This window comes from Prevotella sp. P2-180, from assembly GCF_002251435.1.
Lineage (GTDB): Bacteria > Bacteroidota > Bacteroidia > Bacteroidales > Bacteroidaceae > Prevotella.
In genome coordinates, this window is record NZ_NPJI01000029.1 from 161,828 (window position 1) to 186,270 (window position 24,443).

Annotated in this window: 19 protein-coding genes; 3 read left to right on the forward strand and 16 right to left on the reverse strand. The window is 46.5% G+C overall.

Translation table 11 applies throughout. The features are described 5' to 3' along the window. Nucleotides 1–16 precede the first annotated feature (16 nt). From CIK98_RS04855 to CIK98_RS04905, 11 genes are all read right to left on the reverse strand, one after another. A complete protein-coding gene (locus tag CIK98_RS04855) occupies nt 17–337 on the reverse strand; it encodes an iron-sulfur cluster assembly protein (RefSeq protein WP_094383152.1) in 321 nt (106 codons plus the stop codon). Between the two features lie 80 nt (nt 338–417). Next, nucleotides 418–1,641, reverse strand: a complete 1,224-nt coding sequence (locus CIK98_RS04860; protein ID WP_094383153.1) for a porin family protein — start codon at nt 1,639–1,641, stop codon at nt 418–420. Nucleotides 1,642–1,643: 2 nt separating this feature from the next. Further along, nucleotides 1,644–2,219, reverse strand: coding sequence for an RNA polymerase sigma factor (locus CIK98_RS04865; protein WP_094383154.1), 576 nt, complete (start codon nt 2,217–2,219; stop codon nt 1,644–1,646). Continuing rightward, on the reverse strand, nt 2,219–2,935 hold the full coding sequence (locus tag CIK98_RS04870; protein WP_094383155.1) for a NigD-like protein: 717 nt from the start codon (nt 2,933–2,935) through the stop codon (nt 2,219–2,221). Before CIK98_RS04870 ends, CIK98_RS04865 begins: the two co-directional genes overlap by 1 nt. 102 nt (nt 2,936–3,037) lie before the next feature. After that, the gene (locus CIK98_RS04875; RefSeq protein WP_141210408.1) at nt 3,038–4,501 is read right to left on the reverse strand and encodes a PD40 domain-containing protein; all 1,464 of its coding nucleotides are present in this window, start codon (nt 4,499–4,501) and stop codon (nt 3,038–3,040) included. Nucleotides 4,502–4,525: 24 nt separating this feature from the next. Beyond that, complete coding sequence (locus CIK98_RS04880; protein ID WP_094383156.1) at nt 4,526–5,935, reverse strand: DUF6057 family protein; 1,410 nt, start codon at nt 5,933–5,935, stop codon at nt 4,526–4,528. Nucleotides 5,936–5,947: 12 nt separating this feature from the next. After that, nucleotides 5,948–6,802 (reverse strand): hypothetical protein, encoded by an 855-nt coding sequence (locus tag CIK98_RS04885; protein ID WP_141210409.1) that lies wholly within the window; start codon nt 6,800–6,802, stop codon nt 5,948–5,950. Between the two features lie 5 nt (nt 6,803–6,807). Beyond that, entirely contained in the window at nt 6,808–8,271 is a 1,464-nt protein-coding gene (locus CIK98_RS04890; protein ID WP_094383158.1) for a PD40 domain-containing protein, read from the reverse strand. Between the two features lie 14 nt (nt 8,272–8,285). Further along, on the reverse strand, nt 8,286–9,956 hold the full coding sequence (locus CIK98_RS04895; RefSeq protein WP_094383159.1) for a DUF6057 family protein: 1,671 nt from the start codon (nt 9,954–9,956) through the stop codon (nt 8,286–8,288). Nucleotides 9,957–10,001: 45 nt separating this feature from the next. Further along, complete coding sequence (locus tag CIK98_RS04900) at nt 10,002–10,637, reverse strand: DUF6057 family protein (protein ID WP_141210410.1); 636 nt, start codon at nt 10,635–10,637, stop codon at nt 10,002–10,004. Nucleotides 10,638–10,660: 23 nt separating this feature from the next. Further along, nucleotides 10,661–11,302, reverse strand: coding sequence for a DUF4369 domain-containing protein (locus tag CIK98_RS04905; protein ID WP_094383161.1), 642 nt, complete (start codon nt 11,300–11,302; stop codon nt 10,661–10,663). A 1,110-nt stretch (nt 11,303–12,412) separates the two neighbouring features. Here CIK98_RS04905 and CIK98_RS04910 point away from each other — a divergent pair. From CIK98_RS04910 to CIK98_RS04920, 3 genes are read left to right on the forward strand one after another with little or no spacing between them, the layout of a single operon-like run. Next, nucleotides 12,413–15,661: a TonB-dependent receptor gene (locus CIK98_RS04910; RefSeq protein WP_094383162.1), complete on the forward strand. Its 3,249-nt coding sequence runs from the start codon at nt 12,413–12,415 to the stop codon at nt 15,659–15,661. A 21-nt stretch (nt 15,662–15,682) separates the two neighbouring features. Beyond that, on the forward strand, nt 15,683–17,494 hold the full coding sequence (locus CIK98_RS04915) for a RagB/SusD family nutrient uptake outer membrane protein (protein WP_094383163.1): 1,812 nt from the start codon (nt 15,683–15,685) through the stop codon (nt 17,492–17,494). A 36-nt stretch (nt 17,495–17,530) separates the two neighbouring features. Further along, the gene (locus CIK98_RS04920; protein WP_094383164.1) at nt 17,531–19,015 is read left to right on the forward strand and encodes a hypothetical protein; all 1,485 of its coding nucleotides are present in this window, start codon (nt 17,531–17,533) and stop codon (nt 19,013–19,015) included. Between the two features lie 218 nt (nt 19,016–19,233). Here CIK98_RS04920 and CIK98_RS04925 read toward each other — a convergent pair whose 3' ends face one another. The 5 genes from CIK98_RS04925 to CIK98_RS04945 all read right to left on the reverse strand — a co-directional run bounded on the left by CIK98_RS04925 (nt 19,234) and on the right by CIK98_RS04945 (nt 24,422). Continuing rightward, on the reverse strand, nt 19,234–20,265 hold the full coding sequence (locus tag CIK98_RS04925; RefSeq protein WP_094383165.1) for a low specificity L-threonine aldolase: 1,032 nt from the start codon (nt 20,263–20,265) through the stop codon (nt 19,234–19,236). 9 nt (nt 20,266–20,274) lie between these two features. Continuing rightward, nucleotides 20,275–21,303 carry an L-threonine 3-dehydrogenase gene (gene tdh / locus CIK98_RS04930; protein WP_094383166.1) on the reverse strand — a complete coding sequence of 343 codons (1,029 nt, stop codon included), beginning with the start codon at nt 21,301–21,303 and terminating at the stop codon, nt 20,275–20,277. A gap of 18 nt (nt 21,304–21,321) precedes the next feature. Continuing rightward, entirely contained in the window at nt 21,322–22,509 is a 1,188-nt protein-coding gene (gene kbl / locus CIK98_RS04935; RefSeq protein WP_094383167.1) for a glycine C-acetyltransferase, read from the reverse strand. 63 nt (nt 22,510–22,572) lie between these two features. Then, nucleotides 22,573–23,214 carry a NigD-like C-terminal domain-containing protein gene (locus CIK98_RS04940; protein ID WP_172409819.1) on the reverse strand — a complete coding sequence of 214 codons (642 nt, stop codon included), beginning with the start codon at nt 23,212–23,214 and terminating at the stop codon, nt 22,573–22,575. A 47-nt stretch (nt 23,215–23,261) separates the two neighbouring features. After that, complete coding sequence (locus CIK98_RS04945; RefSeq protein ID WP_094383169.1) at nt 23,262–24,422, reverse strand: 1-acyl-sn-glycerol-3-phosphate acyltransferase; 1,161 nt, start codon at nt 24,420–24,422, stop codon at nt 23,262–23,264. Between the last annotated feature and the right edge of the window lie 21 nt (nt 24,423–24,443).

Sequence of the window (24,443 nt, forward strand, 5' to 3'; positions counted from 1 at the left end):
AGCGTTGGGATAGGGCTTATTCGAAACCGAGTTCCACACGAGCCTCTTCTGTCATCATGCTCTGGTCCCATGTGGGTTCGAAGACAAGGTTTACAGTGGCGCTTTTGACGCCTTCAAGACTATCGACCTTTTGCCTGACGTCCTCGAGGATAAAGTCAGCTGCGGGGCACGATGGAGCTGTGAAGGTCATGTCGAGCTCCACGTCGCCGCTGTCCTTTACGTCGACCTTATATATGAGGCCGAGGTCGTAGATGTTTACGGGTATTTCTGGGTCGTAGACAGTTTTGAGCACGTCTACTATACGTTCTTCTATCTTTGTTTTTTCTTCAGCTGTCATAATGTGTAATTATTTCTTGCTTGCAAATTTACGTATAATAGTCGTAACTTCCAAATTTTTCTGTCTTTTTTTGTAGTTTTTTATTTTAAGTTTATCCTGAACCCGAAGTTTAAACTAAAGTTCCATGGTTTGTCCTTGTAGATATTCTCTACTGAGGAGTGATTGTCGAAATGGTGGGTGACACCAGGCTCAAGATATAGTCCGACATACGGCGTAATATTGTATTCTACTCCCGCTGCGGCCTGAGTCGACCACTGCAGGCGTTTCTCTGTCACGCTATTGTCGTCGTTGTCGTTTCCTGTGATACTGAGGCTACGTTTGCCTTTTAAGAGTTTCTCTGCAGTGACTCCTGCTGAGACGTATAGTGCGAGATGATTGCTTTGCCAAACTGTATAGTTGGCGGTGAGCGGTATGCCGATGTAGTGGAGCTTTTGGTCGCCTAATGTTTCTGCTTGTCCTTCAACTGTGTATGTGGAGTGGAGGTAGCTGTAGTTAACTCCCGTGGTGATGCTCCAACGTGGACTGATGTTACATCGGAAGTTCACGCCGAGGCGTATTGGCATGTCGTGGTTGTATTTTACATCGGGTGTGGCTTTCTGTAAGAAGAGTGGATAGACGGCGCCTTCTATTTGTGGTTCGCCGTTGTCATATACGGGTGCTGAGCTCATTGCATAGTTGTGCATTACAGTCATTCCCTTGTTTGCCTTATCGGCATAGGCAAGTAGGCCTTGTGCATGGATGTCTGCCTGAAAGCCTGGTGAGCGTGTTTTCTTTTTTTTGTTATCACTCAAGTTCGCCGTTTGTGCGAACAGATCGTAGTTTTTGCTGTTGGAATTATTTTTCCTTGCTATTGTTTTCTTTTCCTGTGGTTTGTCAACAAGATGTGTTTCTTCTTGCTTGTTCTCTACTGTTTCCACTTTTGTGGCGATTGCTATGTGGTCCTCGTGTTTAGCCTGGATAACTTGAGGAGTTTTAACGGCTTGAGGCGTTTTTATGGGTTTATGTGTTTGGGTAGTTTGAAGTGTTGGAGAAGACAGTCTGACAGAGGTAGTGAGAGGAACTGCTTCGTCATGTGATGTTTCTTGTATCATCTTGTCGAACAGGAATTTGCCTCCACTAATGGCTATCAGTGCTACAGCAGCTGCTGCAACAATACGTTTTGTCCACAGGTGTGTAGTGGAAGGTCTTGATATGGCAGCTCTTTTTTCTAGCAGACTGTCGATTTCAGACCACGACAGTTCTGGGGCAGGTTTTTCAAATCCTTCCATCTTCTGTTTTATTTGTTTTGAAAATTTGTCTGTCATGATCAGTTGTGGTTTTTATTACGTTTATAATTTTCAATTTGTTTTGCTAAGATGTTTTTTGCCCTGAAGAACTGGGAGGCAGAAGTGTCGGCCTTTATTCCGAGTAGGGCAGCTATCTCCTTGTGGCTTTTGCCCTCTATGGCAAAGAGGTTTAACACGGTGCGGTAGCCGTCAGGCAATTGGCTGATCAAGCGATGTATTACCTCGGCTGGGACGTCGCTGATGTCTGGCTCTTCATTATCAGCCAATGACAAGTTGCCGAGGTCTTTGTCGGCAAAAGTGTCGTGAAACCGTTTCTGTGACTTGACGAAATTGAGAGCCTGGTTCACGACGATTCTCGTGGCCCAAGCTCTCAGTGAGCCTTCCCCCTTGTATGTGAAGTTGTCGATGTTTTGAATGATGTTGACCATTGCGTCTTGCATAAGGTCTTTCACATCATCGTCGTTGTTTACATATCTCGAACAAGCAGCAGCGAGGAGCCCTCCATATTGGGCATAGAAGTGGCGCATCGCCCGGTTATCGCCCTTGCGAATGCCTTTTGCAATGTCTTCTTCACTGTGTTGTCCGAATATGTTCATCACTCGTTTCTCGGTATGTATTTAAATGTTTGTGATTTGTCGCCAGAGAACGATTTCCATTTTATTTTAATGTCGCGTGGTGTTCTGTCGATGTCTTTCTCAAGGTCAAGATAGAACGATACCATACCATCGCCCGGTGTTCCACTGATGATTCCGTTTGCATCGTGGTGGAACTGGAAAGTGGCGAGTCCGTCTTCGTCAGCTACTCTCACGAGGTTTACGCGGTGCTGGCTGCCTTGAGTCCAGTTGGTGCGGAAGCGTATGTTCATATAACCGTCTTCAGCTAATGTCTCGAGCGGGCTTTTCACTATTTCCACAGGGTCGTTACCGTAGGCCTTGTTGTTCGCCTCTACAGACTCAAGATTTGGGGCGAGCTGCATAGTGAGAATTGTGTCGATGCGTGTGACGGTGATGGAGTTGATCGTTGCTGCCAACGAGGGTTCTGAGTCGAACTTGAAGTAGATGTATGCCCTGTATTCCTTTTTGTTGTCGTAAGGGAACTTCTTGATGTTCGAACAGGTGACTATACTTGAGTCGCTGAGCTGGATGAACCATTCGTGATTTCCAATGGCTGTGGGTTTCAGTGTAACCACACCATAGCTCGTGTCCGTATCGATGCAGAGGTAGTTGTCGTCGTCGTCGAGACAAGACTGGAATGTGAGAGCTACTGTTGTGAGTGCCATCATGGCAAAGATGAATGTCTTTATTCTTTTCATGTTTTTCTCCTTTTGTTTTTATTGTTTACGTCAATAAAATAACGAGAATGTTGGAATCTTGCATGAAAGGCACAAAAAAAATGTTAATTCAATCCGTCCTCATCATTCCTCTTTTACAAATCCTTCCTTCTTTGCTGTCTTGAATAACTGACGTACATCTGAGGCTGAGAAGGGAAGAGGGGCGGAGCCGAGTTCTGGTGCATTGAACGATTTCAGGCAGTTGTCGTAGAAGTATGGTGACTGCTGTGGGAGCACAAAAGGTTTATGAGCCTTGCCTGAGTGGTCAACATAGCAGAAGTATGGCTTGCCATAGAGTCCGTCGTCGCGCTTGCTGGCAAATACAAACCATCGGCTATTTGACGACCAACTATGGTATGTGTCTGACATGTTGCTGTTTACTATTTTCAGACTGTCAACTTTCATGCTCTGAAGGTCAAGCATACGGAGGTCTGACTCACGATGCCATATAGGGAATGTGCCGTAGTCTTGAATCGTGTAAAGCAGATGTTTCCCATCAGGCGACACACGTGGATGACACACTGATGTCCCAGCTTCCTGTAGTGTATCTACTTTTGTGCCGAACGATGATGAGTCTGCATCGAAGCTGATGCGGCAAAGGTTGTATTGCAGGCTTTTTATGGCTGTCTCGGCATCGGGTATTGTTGACGACTTGATGAAAGGATTCCTGGCAGTACAGAAGTATATGTCTCGTCCGTCTGGCGAGAAAGTTGGGAAGGTTTCCAGTGAGGAGGAGTCGCATAACTCAGAACATGAAAAAATGGTATGGTCGACTATGTCTGCCACATACACGTCTGACTCAGTGTCGAACACCTCAAGGCGTTTGCTTCCTGCCGCATGGAATGCGGGAATAATCTTGTTGGCGGAGAACACAATGTGTCTGCCGTCGGGATGGAAAGAGAAGTATACGCTGCTAGAGGGCATGTCTTCTGTTTTTATGTCGAGCAATGAAAGTTCACCATTACGATTAAGTACGGCACCACCTCCCTCGCCACGTACGTACATCATAGAAAGGTTTGCGTTGTGATGGCTGTAAGTATGGCAGTTCATGCACCGGTTTCCGACATGCTCATAGTCGCAGAAGTTTGTAGTGGAAAAATCTTCCACACACCGCTGTTGCAGCTGAAGATTGTTGAACACCTCATAGTCTGGTTCTATGAGGCGGTATGTGAGGAATGGATCGATGCTGTCTGGCACAATAGTCCATTTGAAAGGCTTATACTCTAACCATTCGTTTTCTTGTCCTACGTGCACATTTACTGTAACCGTCTTCCCGCAGTATCGTGTAAGCATCCTGTGCCATTCGTCGAGATCGAATGTCACTCCGTTGCCGCTGTTGTCCGCCATTAGTTCACCTTCTACATACACCCTCACGTCTTTGGCAAGGTCGTTGCGCACGAGAAAGTTCAATGGTGCGATGTTAACTGGGATTGTTACGTCGGAATAGTCGGGGTAGATGGGTGCGTCGCAGTCAACAGCCACCTCCACCCTGTTGTCGCAGCCTGTGAGCAGCATCAAAGCTGCTATGATATTAAATAGATTCTTCATTTTTCACTCTTCATTCTTCATTCTTCACTCTTCATTCTTCATTTTATACAGTTCCCGATACATGGGTTCTACAGGTTGTCCGTATTGCGGGATATAGTATTTGTTTATGTCGTTTATGAACATATCCCGTGCACCTACTAAATAGTCGGTGCAGAGAAGGTAGTCGAGGGCCATGCGGTTTCTAGGGTTTGATTTGAGTAGGTTTTCGAGTATGTCGCGGCAGTTGGTACCTACTCGTATTGTGTCGTGCTTTATGGCATAACGTTTTAAGTCGGCCAATTTTGGATTGAGTTTGCCTGGACGATTTGCTGTCGCCCATTTCCTGTATGCGATGGTCTTATCCAGAAGACGGAGGTATTTCATGGCGGCAGGATGGTCGCCGGCCACGAGGTTGGCTTCTGCAAGCCGCTTTATCATCCTTACATTACGGTTGTTGTGGGAGAATACACACGAGAGTAATGCCTCACGCTCTGCAAGTGTCATGTCGCCTAGTGCGAAATACAGTTCGCCTACCATCTTTATCTCGATATTAGTGGATTTTGGTCCTATCTGATATAGTGTACCGAGATTGACGGGGTTGACACTGCGTAGCGTGTGTGCCAGTTCGCCGCGTTTAGCCTTTACGAGATAGTAATAGAACGATGCTTCTTCCGTTGGCTTTGGCATGCTCTTCACCTTTTCTATAAGTTCATCGTAGCGTCCGAAATAATAGAGGTTTTCTATTTCGAGATAGTCTTTAAGGTCTTGTTGCGGACGGCTGAATGAACCTACTCCAGGATATGTGTCGGTTAAGCAAACTAACACAATGCCTGTAACAATGAATATTAAAGCATGTATCACAGAACAGCATCTATTACCGGCTTTTCTTATTGACAACATAATTTCCGATATGGTTACGAGCGCAACGAAAGCGACAATGCCAAAACTGAACATCCATAGGCAGGTAACGCCTAATAACGCTATGGAGACGATGCGGAAAACGAGCGGTCGGTTAAGAACAAGTCCATGGATGAGGAAGACGAGGATGCCGCCTTGTACACATAGCATCGACGAGAGACGGAAGTCGTGGTTGAAGTTGAACGAAGTCTCTGCTGCCATTATGGCAATGGATATTGTCAGTGCCACCCAACGATTGACCCTTGAAAGACGGAGGGAGGCAAAAGTGGTAAGGCCAAGTAATAGAATGAGCACAGCGAGGATGGCTGCCCCTGCATACATATAGTAGAAATACTGCGTGACGTAATCGCCTGCAAGACATGCTGCCCATGCCGGTTTATCGAAGTATGTGGATACATAGTCGGCCGACAGAAGAAACAACTGGTTTTGCTCCTTGTAGTAGAAGGAGTAGGGATATGAGAACTGGAAGAAAGCCCATACTTGAATAGTTACAAGTACAATTATGTATGGAATGAATCTCTGTAATTTCGCGTTCATAAGCTAAAGATGTTAGTTTGGGATATATTCTATTACCCCTTTCCATTCGTCGTCGGCCGTAATGGTGATGTTAACCTGCTGACTGTTGCCACCTTCCGAACCATCAAACAATGCCAGGGAGCATTGTGTGATGATGCCGGTCTCGATACCAACATCGCTCAATATGCGTTCGGCTATAACATTGTCTGCGTCGTCGAGTGCCGAAATGGTGATTTTCAGTTTGTCGTCGCCAGTGTTGTGTGGGAATGTGAATATTTCATAAGTCTTTTGGGTAGGATTGACATCACGATATTCCGTCTGCCTACTGTTTACGCTTCCGGCCTTTGTCGTTGCGTCAAAGCTTGACGAACCTCCGGTGTAGTAAAACTTCAGGCGTGTCACTTCTTTGGGTATGTCGTCGGTAATGTTCAGTTGAAACATTGCAACATTTCTCACTGCTTTGGCGTTTATAGTAAGTGGTTCTTCTCCTATTTCAATTTCCTCGCTGTAGACAAAAGTGTCGCTCACCTTTCCAGAGAAATTTATTTTCTGAATGTCGGTGGTCGTGGCGTTGGATGCAGTGGAATGTCCCACAATGAGCAGTGTATAAGTGCCGGGCAGGATTTTTACCGCAATGCTTCCGAAACCATTATCGCCAGCCGACTGTGATATTGATTTTAAGCGTTCGCCATCTTTATATAGTGCAAAGCTGATTTTCGTACATAGCTCGCTTAATGGCCTTTGTGCCCTTGACAAAGGAGCTTGGCTTGAAAGCGAGGTGTTTACAAAGAGGTTTGCATCTGGCTCAAACGAGTTGCTGTCCAACGGATATTTCTCGCAAGAGATAATGAGCAATAGAGATAAAATTGGAAATATGACCTTTTTCATGACTGTTACCGTACTTTTGTTTCTGTTCTTTTTTCAGATAGTATTGATGCTCCCACCTCACGATTGTCTATTTCAACAGGAGCTGAGGTGAAGTCGGGTGTGTTGAAAGAATATATCGACGAGGTGTAGTAGTCCATAGGATTTTTTTGTGGCAGGAGGAAAGCCTTGGTGGCCTGTCCTTTTTCGTCGACGCATGAGAGGTATAGATGAGAGTAGAGGCCGTCGATGCGTCGGCTGGTGAATACAAACCAGTGTGAACCAATGCTCCAGTTATGGAAACTGTCAGCATCGCTACTGTTGGCCTCCTTCAACGGCCATGACTTCATGGTGTTGAGGTCAAGCAGGTAGAGGTCGCTCTCCTTGTGCCAGATGGAGAAATAGCCATAATCCATCTTGGTGAACATAATGTAACGACCATCGTAGGAAGGTCGTGGCCAGGTGACGCTCTTGCCCTCGCTCACGGCATTGTATATGGTGTCCGCCTTTTCGCCATAGCGGCCGGTGGCAGGGTCGAAGGCTATGCGGCAGAGATTGTATTTCTGGTCCTTATAGTAAAGGGGATAGTCTTGTTGTAGGGATGTAATGTAGTACAGGGTGCGCCCGTCAGCCGAGAATACCGGCGAGTTTTCGGAATATAGTTTCGTGGAAAGCAGCGTGTCGACAATCAGTTCGTGTTTCTCTACGTCATATACGAAGATATCGGATGACAGGTCGAACACTTCCACCCTCTCGTCCTTCACCATGTGGAATCCTTGGCGAGTCATGTTGGTTGAGAAGGTGCAGTACTTGCCCGATGGATGCCAATAGGGATAGACCATGGAGCCTTTTATGGAGTCGTTCTTGGCTTTTAGTATTTCTGTCTTCTGACCTGTCTTGAAGAGAGTGCCGCCGTGGTCGCCACGAATGTGGAACACATAGTTGTCGGGATTTGTCTTGCAGGATGTATGACAGTTTACACACATGCCGGGCACTTGTGTGTTTTCTATTAGAGCTCTTTCGTCGAAGTTGTCGAGTCGTCGCTCATAGAGTCCCATCTTGCTGTATACTTCATAGCCAGGGGCTATCCGTCGGTAGGTGAGGGCATAGTCGGGCATGTCGTATTGGCTCACGGTCATGGTGAAATCATTATATCTCAACCATTGTCCTCCTTTTTTCACACATACGCTGAATGTCAGTTTCCCGCCTTTGTTTTGTGATACGATAGAGTGCCATTCGTCTATGTCGAAGTCAGCATAGTCGTCTTGTACATGCATCTCTCCTCCATTGCTCCCTCGCACAGTAACGTCAATTTTCTCGATATTGTCGTCTACACAGAAGTTCATCGGAGCTATGTTTTCCGGTATGGTCACTCCGATGTAGTCGGGAAATATCTTAGGCAGCTGGTCTTGTCTTGCGGCGTTGTCTACAGATTCAGTGCATGCAGATAGCAAAATCAATGCCGATATTAGAATATATGATAAATGTTTCATGTCTGATAATTTTTTTATTTCAAGAAATATCTCCAAACTGGAGAGAATTTATATCTCTCCACTTGAGCCTGCGGCAGTTTACCCTGCTGGGCATAGGCGAGTGCCAAGGCCTCTTCGCACGTCTTCGAACTGTATTTGGTAATCGACTTCACGTAGGAGAAATATTGCATGAAGGTGTTAAGGTCTTTATTGAGAAGGGGGTACATCAGCAGGTATTGTATGGCCACGACATTCTTCTTGTCATGCATGACGAGTTGTCCGAAGATCTTGTCTATTTCCTTGTCGCTGAAGAGGAAATCATCAGTGAGCCTTACCTTGCGAAGGTAGCTGTACATAGGATGACTGTCTATGAGTTTGGGGTTGTGTATCATCTCCATGCGCTTGTCTGCCCATTTTTTGTAGAAGATGGTTTTTTGCAGGGCTTTAAGGTATTTCTCCGCTGCCTTGTATTGACCATTGATGATATTGGTTTCTGCCAGCCTTTTGAACACTCGTCCGCTCTTGTTGTAGTTTGGTATGGATTCCATGGCCTCAAAGGCATAACGTTGGGCTGTGTTGACAAGGCCGAGCATGAAGTAGGCATCGCCAGTGACGAGTATGGTATTGAAGTTGCGTTCAAACTCGGGCAAGAGTCCTTCAGGACCATGCTGATAGAAGTCGAAACAGCGGTCGGTAAGCTCTCCTGTCATGGCCAAGGCGAGGTTTGTGGCGCAGACACTCATAGGCAAGTCGGGACTTTTTTGTTCTGCCTTAGCCACGATGTCGGTCCAACGCTGCTGGCGCACGAGGCAGTCGTAGTCCATCAGTTCATATTTCTGTGAGTCGATGGCACTTCCTAGAGATGAGGCAACAGCAACCACTATAGCAACAGCCACTGCCTTGGCTATTTTATTGGTCAAGGGTATCATTACACCAGTTAGTATAAGAAGGATAAGTGGTGAGATACACATTATGTGAGTGGGCACTTCGATGGAACGGTAGTAGAAAAGGCCGTGGAAGAACCTCACTGTGGGGTAGGGAAGAAAATATGAACTTGCGGCAATTATTAGAGTGGTGTATACTAAAGAGAATGCAGCCAATGAAAAACCCTCAATATTCCTGTCGCATGTTTTTATTAGTCTTATGCCTGCATAAACGGCAAGCATACCTGTCATCGGACCTGCTATCCAATAGGTTATTGGTATGGCGGGCAAAATATATACAAGCATGGCGTTTCTCGTCTTTGGGGCAATAAGCATGGTGGCTTGCACAATTATGAAGGCTACAATGTAGGCAAGCATGAGGCTCTCGTCGCCCATGATGCGCCATATTAACAATGAAGGCAAAAAGCTTAGCAAGTATGCTGACAAGTCTTCGGCTTTATAGACATTTTTGCGCATCAGCCTCCATGTGAGCTGTTGTGAACCGATGAGCAAAAGGCTTATGACAAGGGCACCGAATACGGGCGTGTTGTAAAACTGGGTAAGAAACTCTGCCATGTATGTAGCTATTCCTCCTGGCAAGGCTATGCGTTCTGAAAGATAATGGTAGTCGAAGAGAAACAGTTGAAACTGTTCCTGATATGCCATCATTGAGGGATAGCCGTAGCGCCAAAAGATGAAGGCAGATAGTCCCATGACGATGGCGAGTGCCCATTTCCACACTGTGGCTTTTGCGATATGATTGTTAGTTGGTTTCGTATTCATCCTATTTCACATTATTATATATATAGCCTATTGTCTTATTCTCACTTAACTCATAAAACTATTGAATTCGCCGTCAAGCAGTAGCTGTCCCATAAAGTAGCTGAGGGCAAGGCGGTTGTCGGTGTTCTGCTGGAAAAGCAGCCCCAACATCTTATGCTTCTCGGGATAGCTATACAAAAAACTGTCCTTGTAACGATAGCGTCGCAACTTTCCCCATGTCTCATGACTGTTCACCTTGGCGTCGTTGAATAGATAAGTCTCGGCTTCTTCCGCCCATGACTTGTAGAAGATGGTATTTTTGAGGATGTTCAGACGTTTCTCTGCTGCCTTATAGTCGCCTTGGTGCCATAACATTAGCAGTGGCAGCAGGAATGTAATAGGGAATGCAGTCCTGTCCCATTTCCTCACTATCGTCCACATTATCCATTGCATTACGGCATACATTATCCCTATGAGCAATGCTCCGAGCCATGGCACATAGTAGAACTGAACGATGAACTCACTGACATAGTCAGCCAATCCTCCAGGCACTGCCATTCGCAGGATGAAATAATCAGTGGTAGTCAGAAACAGTTGATTCTGCTCCTGATAGTTCAGTGCTTCAGGATAGCCCAAGAGCCAGAACAAGAATACCGCGATACCGAATAACGCAGAAAATATCGCTCTAAGATTATTCTTCATTCTTCATTCTTCACTCTTCATTTTTAAAAAAACTCCACTTCTTTTATGCTCCCGTCAGGCATTTTCTTCTTATAAGTCTTCGGAAACTGCTTGAGTAGGAAGTCGCCAAGGCTGGTACCTTTCATGCTCTCGCCCAAGGCATTTGACTCCTTACGATATTCGCGACGTATGCTGTCGAGCTTGGCCTGCATCGTAGCAGCTGTAGCCAAGTCGCCCCTCTTCTCGGCGTTGCGCCCGTCAATCATAAATGGCTGGCACTCCATGTTAAATCTCTCAGTCCTCTCCTTCCATGCCTGCAGTGAGTCGTTTTGCGGGGTTCCCTTGCAAGAGCTGATGCTGTCGATATTCACTACAAGGTCGCCAGGCTCGGTAATAACGAGCAGGTCTTGCACTCCTATACGGAAGTGATAGTCAACACGTATCACTCTCAGGTCACAAGTGTCGGCAGTAAACGCAAATTTCCCGTCTGCTACAACCATCGAGTCAACAGTCTCCATAGTGGCCGGTCGGGTCATCGGCACGAGAAAGATTTTCTTTCCGTTGAACTTAGGGTTAATGGTTCCCATAATATGGCATTTGCCATTTACAATTTTATTCTCTGATTTGCATCCTCCCAATGTTATGGTTGTCAAGGTGATGACACAAGCAAATAATATTTTCTTCATTTAATTCTGTTTAGGTAAAAATTTCTGCAAAGTTACGATTTCTTTTCCAAACCTCCAAATGTTTTTGGGAATTATTGGCAAAAGGCAGAATGAAAAACCCCGCCCGCCTCACGTTAGTGGCAGAAGCAGTGAATACTTGCCCCAAATTCATGACCTTTTTATTCTAAAACACTCTAAAATCTTCACCCGACTATTTCTAGTGTTAAACGCAAAGAAACGCCTTTTTATATGAAGATTGGTTGCACCTATTTCAAGATCTAACGACAGCTGTTGGGACGACCGTTCCACAGTTGGTGATACAACTGTTCCATAACTGTGGAACGACCGTATCATCAGTTATGGAACAGTCGTGATACTACTCGTTTTAGATTCGTCTTGTATTGGGATGATGCCGCGATAACACATTAGAAAATTCCATAAATTGTCGGGTGACAGACAAAATCATCTGTCACCCCATCTGTCACCATACTAAAACATTGTATATTAGATAGATATTAACGAATGGTGACAGGTGACAGATAAAATTAAAAAATTTCACGTATATAGAAGTGATTAAACTAATTCTGCGACGTAATATAATTTGATCAACACAGTCTAAGGTATTCGTATTTATTTACAAAATACGCTTAGATGTTAAAGCGGTTTTAAGGAATTGTTACAATCTTATTTTTAAAAGTGTAAAAATTACACATTTTTAGCAATTTTCATCAAAATACCATAACTAATCAAGTTTTGCATAAAAATATCACATTATTCGCAAAATAGTATTGAAAATAATCAAAATAATATTACTTGATTTGCAAAAATAGCTATATCTTTGCAATGTCGAAACGAATGAAAATACAAAAAAGTGTTTAAACATTCCTAATTGAAACAAACAACTAACAATTAAAAATAAAAATAGCAGACAATATGAAAAAGAACAGTTCATAGCAAACAACAACTACCGTCTGTCGGGTCTGCCAGAAGGTCTACAGACGATGTTTACTCAGTGACAAAAGTCACACCTTATTTATAATAATAAGAACCTAAAGTGAGATTTTCCTCATGTTTGCCGGTCAACCCCGGCTAACCAAATTAAAAAAACCTCAAAGAAAAAGTACTTCAAGTATGGATTTGAATTTCAAAAAATCAGTGATGCTGATGGGCGTATGCTCAGTGCTCGGAGCTGTTCCGACACATGTCTATGCCGATGCCGCCAACTCTCCGTTAGCAGCCATTCAGCAGACAAAGAAAGTGCAGGGTGCCGTAAGTGACGACATGGGTCCGGTAATAGGAGCCACTGTTATGATAAAAGGTGCCGGCGCAAGTAACGGAACGCTTACCGACTTCGATGGTAACTTCTCAATCAATGCCAAACCAGGCCAGACCCTTGTAATAACTTACATCGGTTACAAGACTCAGGAAGTAGTAGTGCCACAGAGCGGCGTTGTGAATGTGAAACTCGTAAGCAACAGTCAGGAACTTGACGAAGTGGTAGTCGTAGGTTATGGTGTTCAGAAGAAGAAGCTCGTCACTGGTGCCACAGTGGAAGTGAAGGGCGAGAACATTCAGAAACTTAACACAACCCAGGCTCTCGGTGCATTGCAGAGCCAGACTCCTGGTGTAAATATTCAGGCCTCATCTGGTCAGCCAGGTGACGGATTTAAGGTTACCATCCGTGGTGCTGGTACCAACGGCAACACAGCACCTCTTTACGTTATTGACGGTGTGTCGGGTGGTGACATCAACAATATCAACCCTGCCGACATCGAGCGTATCGACGTGCTGAAGGATGCTGCCTCTTGTGCCATCTATGGTTCGGCTGCCGCCAACGGTGTTATCCTCGTTACCACAAAGCAGGGCAAAGAAGGTAAGGTACAGGTTTCTTACGACGGATATCTGGGATGGTCAAACATCTATCGCCTGCCGCAGATGCTTACCGCTGGCGAATATATGAAGGTGATGGACCTCGCCAAATACAACTCTGGTGAGACTCCTTACAACTGGAGTCAATTTTTCCAGGGCAATGAGCAGCTTCTCGCCGACTATCAGAGCGGCGCAAACCCCGGTACCAACTGGGTTGAGGCTCTGCGCAATAAGAACGCCGTTACAACAAGCCACTCTCTGAACATCACTGGTGGTTCCGACCTCTCTAAGTTCTCAATGGGTCTTGGCTATCAGTATCAGGATGGTGTATTCGGTGGCGACTATGCAAAGTCTGACTTCCGCCGCTTCACACTGCGTCTGAACTCTGAGCATGTCATCTATCGCAACTCCAAGGGTATGGACGTAATCAAGGTGGGTGAGAACCTCTACTATGGTCACCGCCAGAAGCAGGGTCTTGACGATGGCAACCAGTATGCCAACCAGCTCTCTACCATGCTCCGTGCCAACCCGCTGATACCTATTTATAATAATGATGGCGAATTCTTCGGGTATGACGACCTGAAGAACTCCGGTTTCTTCAACTATACCTCTTACGCTACCAACCCACTCGCATCTTTGGTAAAGAACCAGAGTGCAAACAACAAGAGCGTAAATCACAACCTCGATGTTGTGGGCTATGTTGAAATCCAGCCTATCAAGGGTCTTATCTACCGTGGACAGGTGAGCTACAAGCAAAACACATGGTCATGGCGTAACTTCCTCGGAACATATCACCTCAACGACCAGGGTGACCAGCGCACCAACGAGTCAGCCACAAACCAGATTGGTACTGGATGGAGCTGGGGAACAACAAATACCCTGAACTATAAGTTCGACATTGCCAAGGATAACCACTTCGACGTGCTCGTTGGTACCGAGTATGGCGAGAGCCGTCCTGACTTCGGTTTCGAGATTAGCGCAACTGCTACAAGCGCTATCATTTCCGACTTCGACCACGCTTACATGACACTGATGAAGAACAACACATCAGCCACTGTATCTGGTCTGCCAAGCACCGACTCACGCGGTATGTCATACTTCGGACGTCTGAACTATGACTTCGCCGAGAAGTATATGTTCTCTGCTATCATCCGTGCCGACGGTTCTTCAATGTTCGCTCCTGGCAAGCGTTGGGGTTACTTCCCCTCATTCTCTGCTGGTTGGGTTATCAGCAACGAGAAGTTCATGGAGCCTCTTGCAGGAACTCTCGACTTCTTGAAACTGCGCGCCGGTTGGGGTCAGAATGGTAACAAGAACATCTCAGCATTCCAGTATGAGGCAGCATTCGCTTACGATGCATACAGCAATTACTCATTCGGTAATACCAAGGACACTCCTGTACGTGGTGCGTCTCTCTCTCGTCTTGCCAATGCCGACCTTACTTGGGAGACATCAGAGCAGCTGAACATCGGTATTGACGCACGTTTCTTCTCTGGCAAACTGAGCTTCAACGCCGACTGGTATAAGAAGAAGACCAAGGACCTGCTCGTGGCTGTACCTGTATCACCTACAACAGGTTTCTCTACTCAGCTGAAGAATGCCGGTACTGTTGAAAACACTGGTGTCGAGGTTGCCCTCAACTGGCAGGACCAGATTGGCAAGGACTTCAAGTACAACATCGGTTATAACATCGCATACAACAAGAACGAGGTGACAGAGGTTAACTCTCCACAGAAATACAACAACGGTGGTAGCGACCTGCTCGCACAGGGCACTGGCTACATGGCACGCTTCGAGGAAGGACACCCAATCGGTTACTTCTGGGGCTACAAGACCGACGGCGTTATCCAGAACGCAGAGGATCTCGCTGCTTACACAGCTACTCTGAAGGACGGCGATCCCGCAAACTCTCATCAGGGTTCAAGCCTTAAGGTGGGCGACCTGAAGTTTGTTGACGTAAATGGTGATGGTGTTGTTAATGACGACGACAAGACCGACCTCGGCAATCCTACACCAGACGTGACAATGGGTATCACCCTCGGTGCAAGCTACAAAGGCTTCGACATTAACGTGACTGGTTATGCAGCACTCGGTCAGCAGGTAGCCCGTTCTTATCGTAAGTTCACCGACGGTGAATATGAGAACTTCACGTCTGAAGTTTATTCTTACTGGAACGGTGAGGGCACAAGTAACAGATATCCTCAGCTTGCCAAGATGAACTCAGGTGTAAACTGGCAGTCTATCTCTGACATTTATATCGAGAATGCCGACTACTTCCGTCTGCAGAACCTCACCTTGGGCTATGACTTCAAGACCATTTGGAAGAATTGCCCATTCCAGCAGCTTCGTCTTTACGTGGCAGCACAGAACCTCTTCACCATCACAGGCTACAAGGGTATGGATCCAGAAAACGGTAAGTCTATCGCCTCTGAGTCTTGGGTAACTGGTGTTGACGTAGGTAACTATCCACAGCCACGCACATACATGGTAGGTGTAAACGTTAAATTCTAATTATTAAAAATTGAACGTACAATGAAAAAGATATTTTATATAGCAACAGCCCTTTGCACAATGGGACTTGCATCTTGCGACATCGACAATGTGGAGAACATTGGTGAAATGTCATCCAGCCAGTTCCCTAAGACTGATGCCGACGCAGAGGCTGTACTTGCAGGTGTATATCAGAACCTGAACGAAATACATGCCAATCCTCAGATGTCGTTCCTCTACAATGCCTGCCTGGCCTCTGACGACCAACTTGGTGGTGGCGGTACCAACGACAAACTGATGCAGGCTGAGGACTTGCTCATGAACTATAACGCCGACATGACCAACCAGTTCTATGCCGACCGTTTCAAGGGTATCTCACGTGCCAACACTCTTCTCGAAGTGCTCGAAGGCTCAGAGAGTATGTCTGAGGACGTCAAGAACCAGGCTATCGGTGAGGCTAAGTTCCTCCGCGCCTACTATTACTATGAACTTGCCTCAATGTACGGCAACGTACCTTTGGTAAGAAATGCTGAAGAGGCTGACAACAAGCAGGGTGACGTTAAGGTGCTCTGGGGACAGATTCTTCAGGATCTCCGTGATGCAGCGTCTTCAATGCCTGCTGAGAACAGCCTCAACTCATCTCGCGTTGGTCATGTTGACAAATACACCGCAGAGGCTATGCTCGGACGTGCATGGTTGTTCTACACTGGTATGTATTGCAATGGTACTACTGTGGCAGACATGGTTAGCACAACCTACAATCCTCTTACATCAGTAGAGCTTCCTGACGGAACTACTCTGACAAAGCAGGATGTTATCGGATATATCGACGACTGTGTTAACAATTCCGGTTACTCTCTCGTAGATGACTTCCGTAATATTTGGGCTTACACCAACAAGAAGACCATCAACGACTATCCTTACGTTTCTGGTCAGGGACTCGCTTGGGTGGAAAACGACAATGCTATCAACCCTGAGGCAATGTTCGCCATCAAGTTTAACAAGCAGGCTTCTTGGAACACCACTATCGGATACTCTAACGGCTATGCCCTTCACTTCGGTGTTCGTGGCGGTCAGGACATAAAAAATACATTCCCGTTCGGTCAGGGATGGGGCGCAGGTCCTGTTGCTCCAAACCTCGTGAAGGATTGGCAGGTTGCCGAGCCTAACGACATTCGTCTGAAGGCTACAGTCTGCGACGTCAACGACAAGCAGGAAATGCCAAACTACACACGTGGCGGTTGGGCAGACTTCGTGCAGGAGACCGACTATTATGCTAAGAAGTGGTCGCCTATCGCATGTAAGAACGATGGTACAATCCCTGGCTCTGATGGCAATCCAGCACCTGAATATGCATTCTGCTTCGAGACATGTATGTATGGTATGACAGGCGGTCAGCAGGGTGGTTATGGTAACAACTTCCAGCTCGACAACATCCACGACCTCGTACTTATCCGTTTCGCTGATGTACTGCTGATGCAGTCAGAGTTGAAGGAAGACGTGACTGGTATCAACTTGGTACGTGCCCGTGCCGGACTTAACCCAATCGCAGCCTACTCGCTTAAGGCTCTTCAGGATGAGCGTCGTTGGGAGTTTGCTTGCGAGGGTATCCGCTGGAACGACATCCGCCGTTGGCACATTGCCACTGTTGCACTTGACAAGCAGGAAGGTCAGGACATCTACTACTGTGGCTCGCCAGCAAAGAACGAGGCTGCCAGCCACAACGGAGGCTACAGCATACGTTACAATGCAACTGCCGGATTCCAAAAGATGCCTGACACTCAGGTGGCTCTTGGTACTGTTGTACAGAACGAGGGCTGGACAGCTGCTGACTCTGAATACGGTGGCTGGTAATAACAGATGTATAACCATTTAAAAATTGGAAAAACAATGAAAAAATCAATTATATTCATGATGGCTGCCGTGGGCTTGCTAACAGCCTGCGATCCCTCAAAAGACGACATCAGCATGCCAGGCAGCAGTTTGTCGGAGCAGCAGCTTTCTGACGGTTTCTCATTCAAACAGTATGACGAAACCTACACACAGGAGAAGACGGACGGTAACTACTTTACCTTTACAACATCTCCTTCACGAGTTGTTCGCATCTATCAGAAGGATGCCGAGGGTGTGGAGAACGTTCTCGTATCTGGTGTTGCCAACGGCAAGTTTAAGATTGTACCGAAGCGTGGCAATCCAAACGAACAGACATTCTATGTAGAAACAATGAACTTCGACGGTTCAAAGGTTATTGCAGAAAAGACCTGTAATGTATTTGTACCATCGGAGTTAACACCCGAAATGCGTATCCTCGCTTCTGACGCTTACGGATATAAGGTTTGGGAGTGGGATACTGAGTTACGTGCAGATGGTGCTGTATGGGGTAACCTCGGTTATGCTCCCGGCGAAGACTGGACTAGCGGTATCTGGTGGGGTTCTGACCCTGCAGGTCTTCTGACACAGTTGAACCACTCTGACACTGGCGTTGCTACAGGTGAGGAGGCAGCTGGTGCATATATGGAGTTCTACGACGATGGTAACATAAAGACCTACGACGCTGCTGGCAACCAGATTCGTAGCGGTAAATACTCTGTAGAGGGTTACACAGGCGAGAAGAACGTACCTTCAATTGATGGTTCTGTTGCAAACTGGTCTTATGGTACTCTGAAGACTACAGAAGGTGCAATTCTCTTCCCATTCAAGATAAATGGTGGTGGTGAGAAACCAACATCATTCGAAATTGTCAAACTTGATGCAAGCCATCTCCAGCTTATATATGCAGCTCCTGGCACAGCCGGTTGGGGCGAGGCCACATGGTGGGCATTCAAGAGTTCTTCTGACGCAGAGTGTGCTCTCACCGACTTCGGTACAAAGGCATGGACATGGGATACAGAACTCCGTGGCGGTCCTGTTTGGGGTAACCTTGGATATGCTCCTGGTGAAGACTGGACAAGCGGTATCTGGTGGGGTGCTACTCCAGAGGAACTCACTGGTCAGCTCCAGCACTCTGACACTGGCGTTGCTACAGGCGAGGAAAGCGTAGACGCTTACATGACATTCGACTGGAAAACCGGTACTGTTAAGTCTTACGACGGTGCTGGAAGCGAAATCCGCAGTGGTAAGTTCGAGATTAAGAACTGGCAGATGGGTAAGCGCACCCAGGCTTCTATTGATGGTTCACAGTCAACATGGGCATACGGAACTCTCGTAACAGACCCAGGTTCAATCCTCTTCCCATTCCAGATTAATGGTGGTGGAAACAAGCCTACAGAATTCGAAATCATGAAGGCTACCGACGACCAGCTACAGCTCATCTACGCAGCTCCCGGCACAGGCGGATGGGGTGAAGCCACATGGTGGGCATTCAAGAAAAAGTAAAATTGGTTTTAATAGTTAAATTACTGTTCATCCCCGCTTGCCTCTCCATGAGGCAGGCGGGGATTTATCTAATGTAAAAGTCCTATGAAAGTAGAGAGAAACAAGAATCTGAACCAGTTGCTAGAAAGCAGACACAACGGATTGACAAAGCCTTAATATGTAGATATTCCATAATCAGGAGTTGCCAACGCATTTGACAATGTGTTATACTTATTAGCTTAGATGATTTTGTCGAGTGCATCAAGTTGTTCCTGGGTAGTGGCCCAACTTGTTACAAAACGACAAATTGTGTGGCTTTCGTCAAGTGGCTCGAAGAGGGTGAACTCAACATGCTGGGACAAACGGTGGGCTTCTTCGTTTGACATAACCACAAACTGCTGGTTGGTGGTTGAGTCGAGATGGAACTGATAGCCTTTTCTACGAAACATCTCCTTCATCCTCATCGCCATATCGTTGCCGTGGAGACAGATGTCGAAGTAAAGGTTGTCGGTAAACAGCGCTTCAAACTGGGACCCGTTGAGATGCCCCTTTGCCACTACTGCACCATGCTGTTTCTGGATGCTGAAGAAGTAGCGGTTGGCATTGCCCTTGGGGAAGACAACAGCTTCGCCACAAATAGCACCGCATTTCGTGCCGCCTATGTAGAAAGCGTCGCAATGGTTAGCAAGGAAGGGTAGGGAGATGTCGTTGCCTGGAGCTGTGAGGCCATAGCCAAGGCGAGCACCGTCTATGTAGAGTTTTATCTTGTATTCTTGGCATACTCCGTAGATGTCTGTAAGTTCCTGGGCGGAATACAGTGTGCCAAACTCGGTGGGCTGGGTGATGTAAACCAATCCGGGATAAACGCAATGGCCATTTCGGCAGTCGCTGAAAAACTCGGCGAGATAGTGCTGTAGGTCTGAGGCGCATAGCTTTCCTTGGATGCCATGAAGAGCTATTACCTTGTGTTCTGTAAATTCTATAGCTCCTGCTTCATGTACATTGATGTGGCTAGACTCAACAGATATCACACCTTCATGCTGACAGAGTATGGAATCTATAACCACAGCATTGGCCTGTGTTCCGCCAGTGAGAAAGAACACGTCGGCATCAGGGGCTCCGCATGCCTCGCGTATGAGTGCCTTGGCATGGTCGCTGCACTTGTCGGCACCATAGGGAGCCATTGGCTCCCTGCTGGTGTCGACGAGATGTTGGAGCACAAGTGGATGTGCTCCGTAAGTGTAATCGTTGCCGAATTGAAGTTTGTCCATTTCCTTTGCCTACTCCTCCCAGTTGAGAATAACTTTTCCACACATTCCAGACTCCATGATGTCGAATCCTTTTTGGAATTCGTCGATAGGAAAGTGGTGGGTGATGACCGGTGTGAGGTCAAGTCCAGAGATGAGCATCTGCTCCATCTTGTACCATGTTTCCCACATCTGGCGTCCGTAGATTCCCTTTATGGTAAGTGCCTTAAAGATTATCTCACTCCAATCCACTGTAGTTGTTGGCGGCAGTATGCCGAGCTGTGCAATGTGTGAGCCGTTGTACATGTGGGCAACCATGTCGCGGAAAGCCACTGGCGATCCCGACATTTCTAAGCCAACGTCGAAACCTGAGATGCCGAGTTTTTTCATGGCACCTTCTATTGTCTCTCCCTTGGAGGCGTTGACGGTTAATGTGGCACCCATTTTCCGTGCGATGTCAAGACGGAAGTCGTTCAGGTCTGTGACTATGACGTTCTTCGCTCCCGCAAAGCGTGCTATGGCTGTGGCCATGGTGCCGATGAGGCCTGCTCCCGTGATTAGGACATCTTCGCCTAATAAAGGGAAGGCGAGTGCTGTGTGGGTAGCATTGCCAAATGGGTCCATGATGGCTGCAAGGTCGTCTGAAATCCTATTGTCGAGCTTCACTACGTTAGACTCTGGGATGCTGAGATATTCGGCGAATGCACCATCGCGGTTTACGCCAACACTGATGCTGTTTTCGCAGATGTGGAGCTTGCCACGGCGACAGTTACGGCAGTGGCCGCAAGCTAAATGGCCTTCGCCCGTAACACGGTCGCCTACTTTTATGTTCTTTACGCCAGGCCCTACCTCTGCCACAATGCCTACGTATTCATGGCCTATGGTCATAGGAGTCTTTACTGTTTTCTGGCTCCATTCGTCCCATTTGTAGATATGGAGGTCAGTACCGCAGATGGCTGTCTTCTTTATCTTGATAAGAACATCGTTTACGCCTACTTCCGGTATGGGCACTTCTTCCATCCAGATGCCTTTCTTCGGCTCTTTCTTTACTAATGCTTTCATGTGTATTCTTACTGTTTTTTACTTTATTACTCCTAGTTCTTTTCCTATCTTAGTGAATGCGGTAATACACTTGTCGAGGTGTTCGCGCTCGTGTGCCGCTGATATTTGCACTCTGATGCGAGCCTGGTCTTTTGGCACCACGGGGTAGAAGAATCCAGTTACGTAGATGCCTTCTTCCTGTAGGCGGGCAGCCATTACCTGCGACAGTTTTGCATCGTAGAGCATAACGGCGCAGATGGCCGACTGGGTGGGCTTGATGTCAAACCCTGCGGCAAGCATCTTGTCGCGGAAATAGTCGGTGTTGGCATGGAGCTTGTCCTGAAGCTCGTTGGTCTCGTTCATCATCTGGAACATCTTGATGCCTGCTGCTACTACCATAGGAGGCAGGGAGTTGGAGAACAAGTATGGACGTGAGCGCTGGCGAAGCATATCGATGATTTCTTTCTTACCTGTAGTGAATCCGCCTACGGCACCGCCAAAAGCCTTGCCGAGAGTACCGGTAAGTATCTCAATCTTGCCGCGCAGATTGTGGAGTTCTGTCACACCACGTCCAGTTTTTCCTACGACACCGGCTGAGTGTGACTCGTCTACCATTACCATTGCATCATATTTGTTGGCAAGTTCGTAAATTTTGTCGAGAGGACATACGTTGCCGTCCATAGAGAAGACCCCGTCGGTGACTATGATGCGGAAACGGCATTTCTGTGCGGCTTTCAACTGTTCTTCAAGGTCGGCCATGTCAGCATTGGCGTATCTGAAGCGTTGTGCCTTACATAGTCTGACACCGTCGATAATGGAGGCATGGTTGAGTGCATCAGAAATGATGGCGTCTTCTGGGCCAAGAAGAGGCTCGAACACTCCGCCGTTTGCATCGAAGCATGCTGCATAAAGGATGGTGTCCTCTGTACCGAAAAAGTCGGCAATGGCTTTTTCAAGTTCTTTGTGGCGGTCTTGGGTTCCGCAGATAAAACGCACTGACGACATACCGTAGCCTCTTTCATCCATAGCTTTCTTTGCTGCTTCAATCAAAGCTGGATGGTTGGCTAAACCAAGATAGTTGTTTGCGCAAAAGTTTAACACTGTTTCTCCGCCGACTGTGATTTCTGCACCCTGAGGAGAACAGATGAGTCGCTCGTTTTTGTAAAGTCCTGCCTCTTTTATTGAGGTCAGTTCGTCTGACAAATGTTTTTGGAAATTGTTGTACATGATATTAATATTTATTAATTGATTATTGAGATAATAATAATTGTATTCATGGTTTTTCGGATACTACTCACGTAAATTGTATCCTATGGTTTTGAAACCATCAGAAGATGTGTTGATGCGGATATTTACGCTGTCTGCACCAACAGTATTGAAAATGCTGACAGGAAGCGAGAAATAATATTTCTCGGTGTAATACTCTGGTATGTCTCCCTTGTCATGGAATAGTGTCATGTGAAGTGTGTTCAATGATTTATGGAGCGTGATGGAGTCAGCTACAAGAGTAATTCTGTGTAGTGCTGAGTTCTCGTTTACAGTGCCCACCTTCAGCGTAAAGGCAAAGTTGATGTAGCGTTTGCTATTGCTCGCCCATGACGATTCCAAGCCGATGGGGTCTGTCTTCATGACCTTTATGGAATCTCGCGAGGTGACGCGCAGTTGGTTCATCTGCGAGAGTCCCATGATTTTGGCAGTATTGTTTGCCATCTTGTTATAGTATAGTATGGCCCGATAGGTGCTGTCGGCTGTTTTTGTCCACGACACTTCAATGGGTGTTGAAATGACGAGTGAGTCTCCATTGTCGGTTATAGCATAGTCAATCTTTTTCTCGCTGTTGACATGTGCTTCCACAAAGTCGGCTGTCATATTTGAGTATGTACCCTCGCCTTTGTCGTAGGAATCTTGTTCACAGGAACAAAAGAATGCCATTATTGCTACTATATATATAATAAGGTGGCGCATTACGGAATTATTAATTATGGATTTTCAATGTTCTTCTTGTTGCGTGCCGGATTTGCGTACATTGTAAGCATACGTTCGCGAAGGAAGGGCTTGTCGGGGGTAATGCCTAATTTGTTCAGCATGTCCACAGTTTTTGAAAGTTGTTTTGCAATGTATTGTTCAAAAGTGGCTTTTTCTGATTCTGAATAGCCACCATGTGACGTACCTTCAAGAATGTCGAGGGCTGCGAGGTTGTTTGGGTAGAGACGATAGTTAGAGTGTATACATTTGTCAATGTGTGACGCTACGACCTTGAAGATGTCGCCTTTGGGTGTATCGGCAGGTATTTGTTCAAGATAGTCGTCGATGGCCGGTGCACAATGATAGTGAATAGCTCCCTTGAAGCCCATGATGCCGGTTTGCATGCTTAGGACGTCGTCTTGCTTGCTTTTCTTCCATCCTTCAATGTCACGCTTAAGTTGGAACTCTGCAGCCTTTAGATAGTCGCATGGGTCATATTCATAGCTGATGGACAGTGGAACTATGTGAAGTTGCCTTAGTCTTTCCGTTGCAGAACCTTCGCCTCCCATTGCCATCATCTTCAATATGGCCTCCTGAGTTCGGTCGTCGCTGTCTTTGGCTCGTCCTTCACGTTGTGCAATCCATATATTGTCATTCTTTTCGTTTATCACCAAGTGCATGTATTCCGACATTCGCTTGCTATTGGTCAGCATTTCCCTGATGCCTGCACTACGTAGCACTATGAATGACTTGTTGACTCTTACGAGGTCTTTTATCCATGGGGCTGCAAGGAGATTGTCGCCTATGGCTATTTCGCAAGTGGTCTTGAAACCACTGTCGATAAGCATAACATCGAGCAGAGCAGAGTCGAGCACGATGTCGCGATGGTTGCTGACGAAAGTGTAGCGACGATTGATGTCGATATTTGTGATGTCAATATCGCAGCCTGTACTGGCTTTGGAAAGAAGGTCCTTGAGGAAGGGGTAGCAGAAGGTAACCTGAAAATCAAGGTTTGTCTTGCATTGCTTTAACTTTGCCGACAATGCCTCGAAAGGCACATGTGGAAATACTTTCTCAACAACAGCCTTGAACTGTGGGTCTGCCGTCAGTCGTTCGTATGCCTCAGGCAAGTCTTCTGGACCGTAGGCACGAATATCGTCAAATTCTTTATTCATAATATCTGTTTTTTTTAAGTA

Excerpts from the sequence above, each read along its gene's own strand:
- CIK98_RS04855 (WP_094383152.1), bottom strand. The coding sequence starts at position 337 with ATGACAGCTGAAGAAAAAACAAAGATAGAAGAACGTATAGTAGACGTG.
- CIK98_RS04860 (WP_094383153.1), bottom strand. The coding sequence starts at position 1,641 with ATGACAGACAAATTTTCAAAACAAATAAAACAGAAGATGGAAGGATTT.
- CIK98_RS04865 (WP_094383154.1), bottom strand. The coding sequence starts at position 2,219 with ATGAACATATTCGGACAACACAGTGAAGAAGACATTGCAAAAGGCATT.
- CIK98_RS04870 (WP_094383155.1), bottom strand. The coding sequence starts at position 2,935 with ATGAAAAGAATAAAGACATTCATCTTTGCCATGATGGCACTCACAACA.
- CIK98_RS04875 (WP_141210408.1), bottom strand. The coding sequence starts at position 4,501 with ATGAAGAATCTATTTAATATCATAGCAGCTTTGATGCTGCTCACAGGC.
- CIK98_RS04880 (WP_094383156.1), bottom strand. The coding sequence starts at position 5,935 with ATGAACGCGAAATTACAGAGATTCATTCCATACATAATTGTACTTGTA.
- CIK98_RS04885 (WP_141210409.1), bottom strand. The coding sequence starts at position 6,802 with ATGAAAAAGGTCATATTTCCAATTTTATCTCTATTGCTCATTATCTCT.
- CIK98_RS04890 (WP_094383158.1), bottom strand. The coding sequence starts at position 8,271 with ATGAAACATTTATCATATATTCTAATATCGGCATTGATTTTGCTATCT.
- CIK98_RS04895 (WP_094383159.1), bottom strand. The coding sequence starts at position 9,956 with ATGAATACGAAACCAACTAACAATCATATCGCAAAAGCCACAGTGTGG.
- CIK98_RS04900 (WP_141210410.1), bottom strand. The coding sequence starts at position 10,637 with ATGAAGAATAATCTTAGAGCGATATTTTCTGCGTTATTCGGTATCGCG.
- CIK98_RS04905 (WP_094383161.1), bottom strand. The coding sequence starts at position 11,302 with ATGAAGAAAATATTATTTGCTTGTGTCATCACCTTGACAACCATAACA.
- CIK98_RS04910 (WP_094383162.1), top strand. The coding sequence starts at position 12,413 with ATGGATTTGAATTTCAAAAAATCAGTGATGCTGATGGGCGTATGCTCA.
- CIK98_RS04915 (WP_094383163.1), top strand. The coding sequence starts at position 15,683 with ATGAAAAAGATATTTTATATAGCAACAGCCCTTTGCACAATGGGACTT.
- CIK98_RS04920 (WP_094383164.1), top strand. The coding sequence starts at position 17,531 with ATGAAAAAATCAATTATATTCATGATGGCTGCCGTGGGCTTGCTAACA.
- CIK98_RS04925 (WP_094383165.1), bottom strand. The coding sequence starts at position 20,265 with ATGGACAAACTTCAATTCGGCAACGATTACACTTACGGAGCACATCCA.
- tdh (WP_094383166.1), bottom strand. The coding sequence starts at position 21,303 with ATGAAAGCATTAGTAAAGAAAGAGCCGAAGAAAGGCATCTGGATGGAA.
- kbl (WP_094383167.1), bottom strand. The coding sequence starts at position 22,509 with ATGTACAACAATTTCCAAAAACATTTGTCAGACGAACTGACCTCAATA.
- CIK98_RS04940 (WP_172409819.1), bottom strand. The coding sequence starts at position 23,214 with ATGGCATTCTTTTGTTCCTGTGAACAAGATTCCTACGACAAAGGCGAG.
- CIK98_RS04945 (WP_094383169.1), bottom strand. The coding sequence starts at position 24,422 with ATGAATAAAGAATTTGACGATATTCGTGCCTACGGTCCAGAAGACTTG.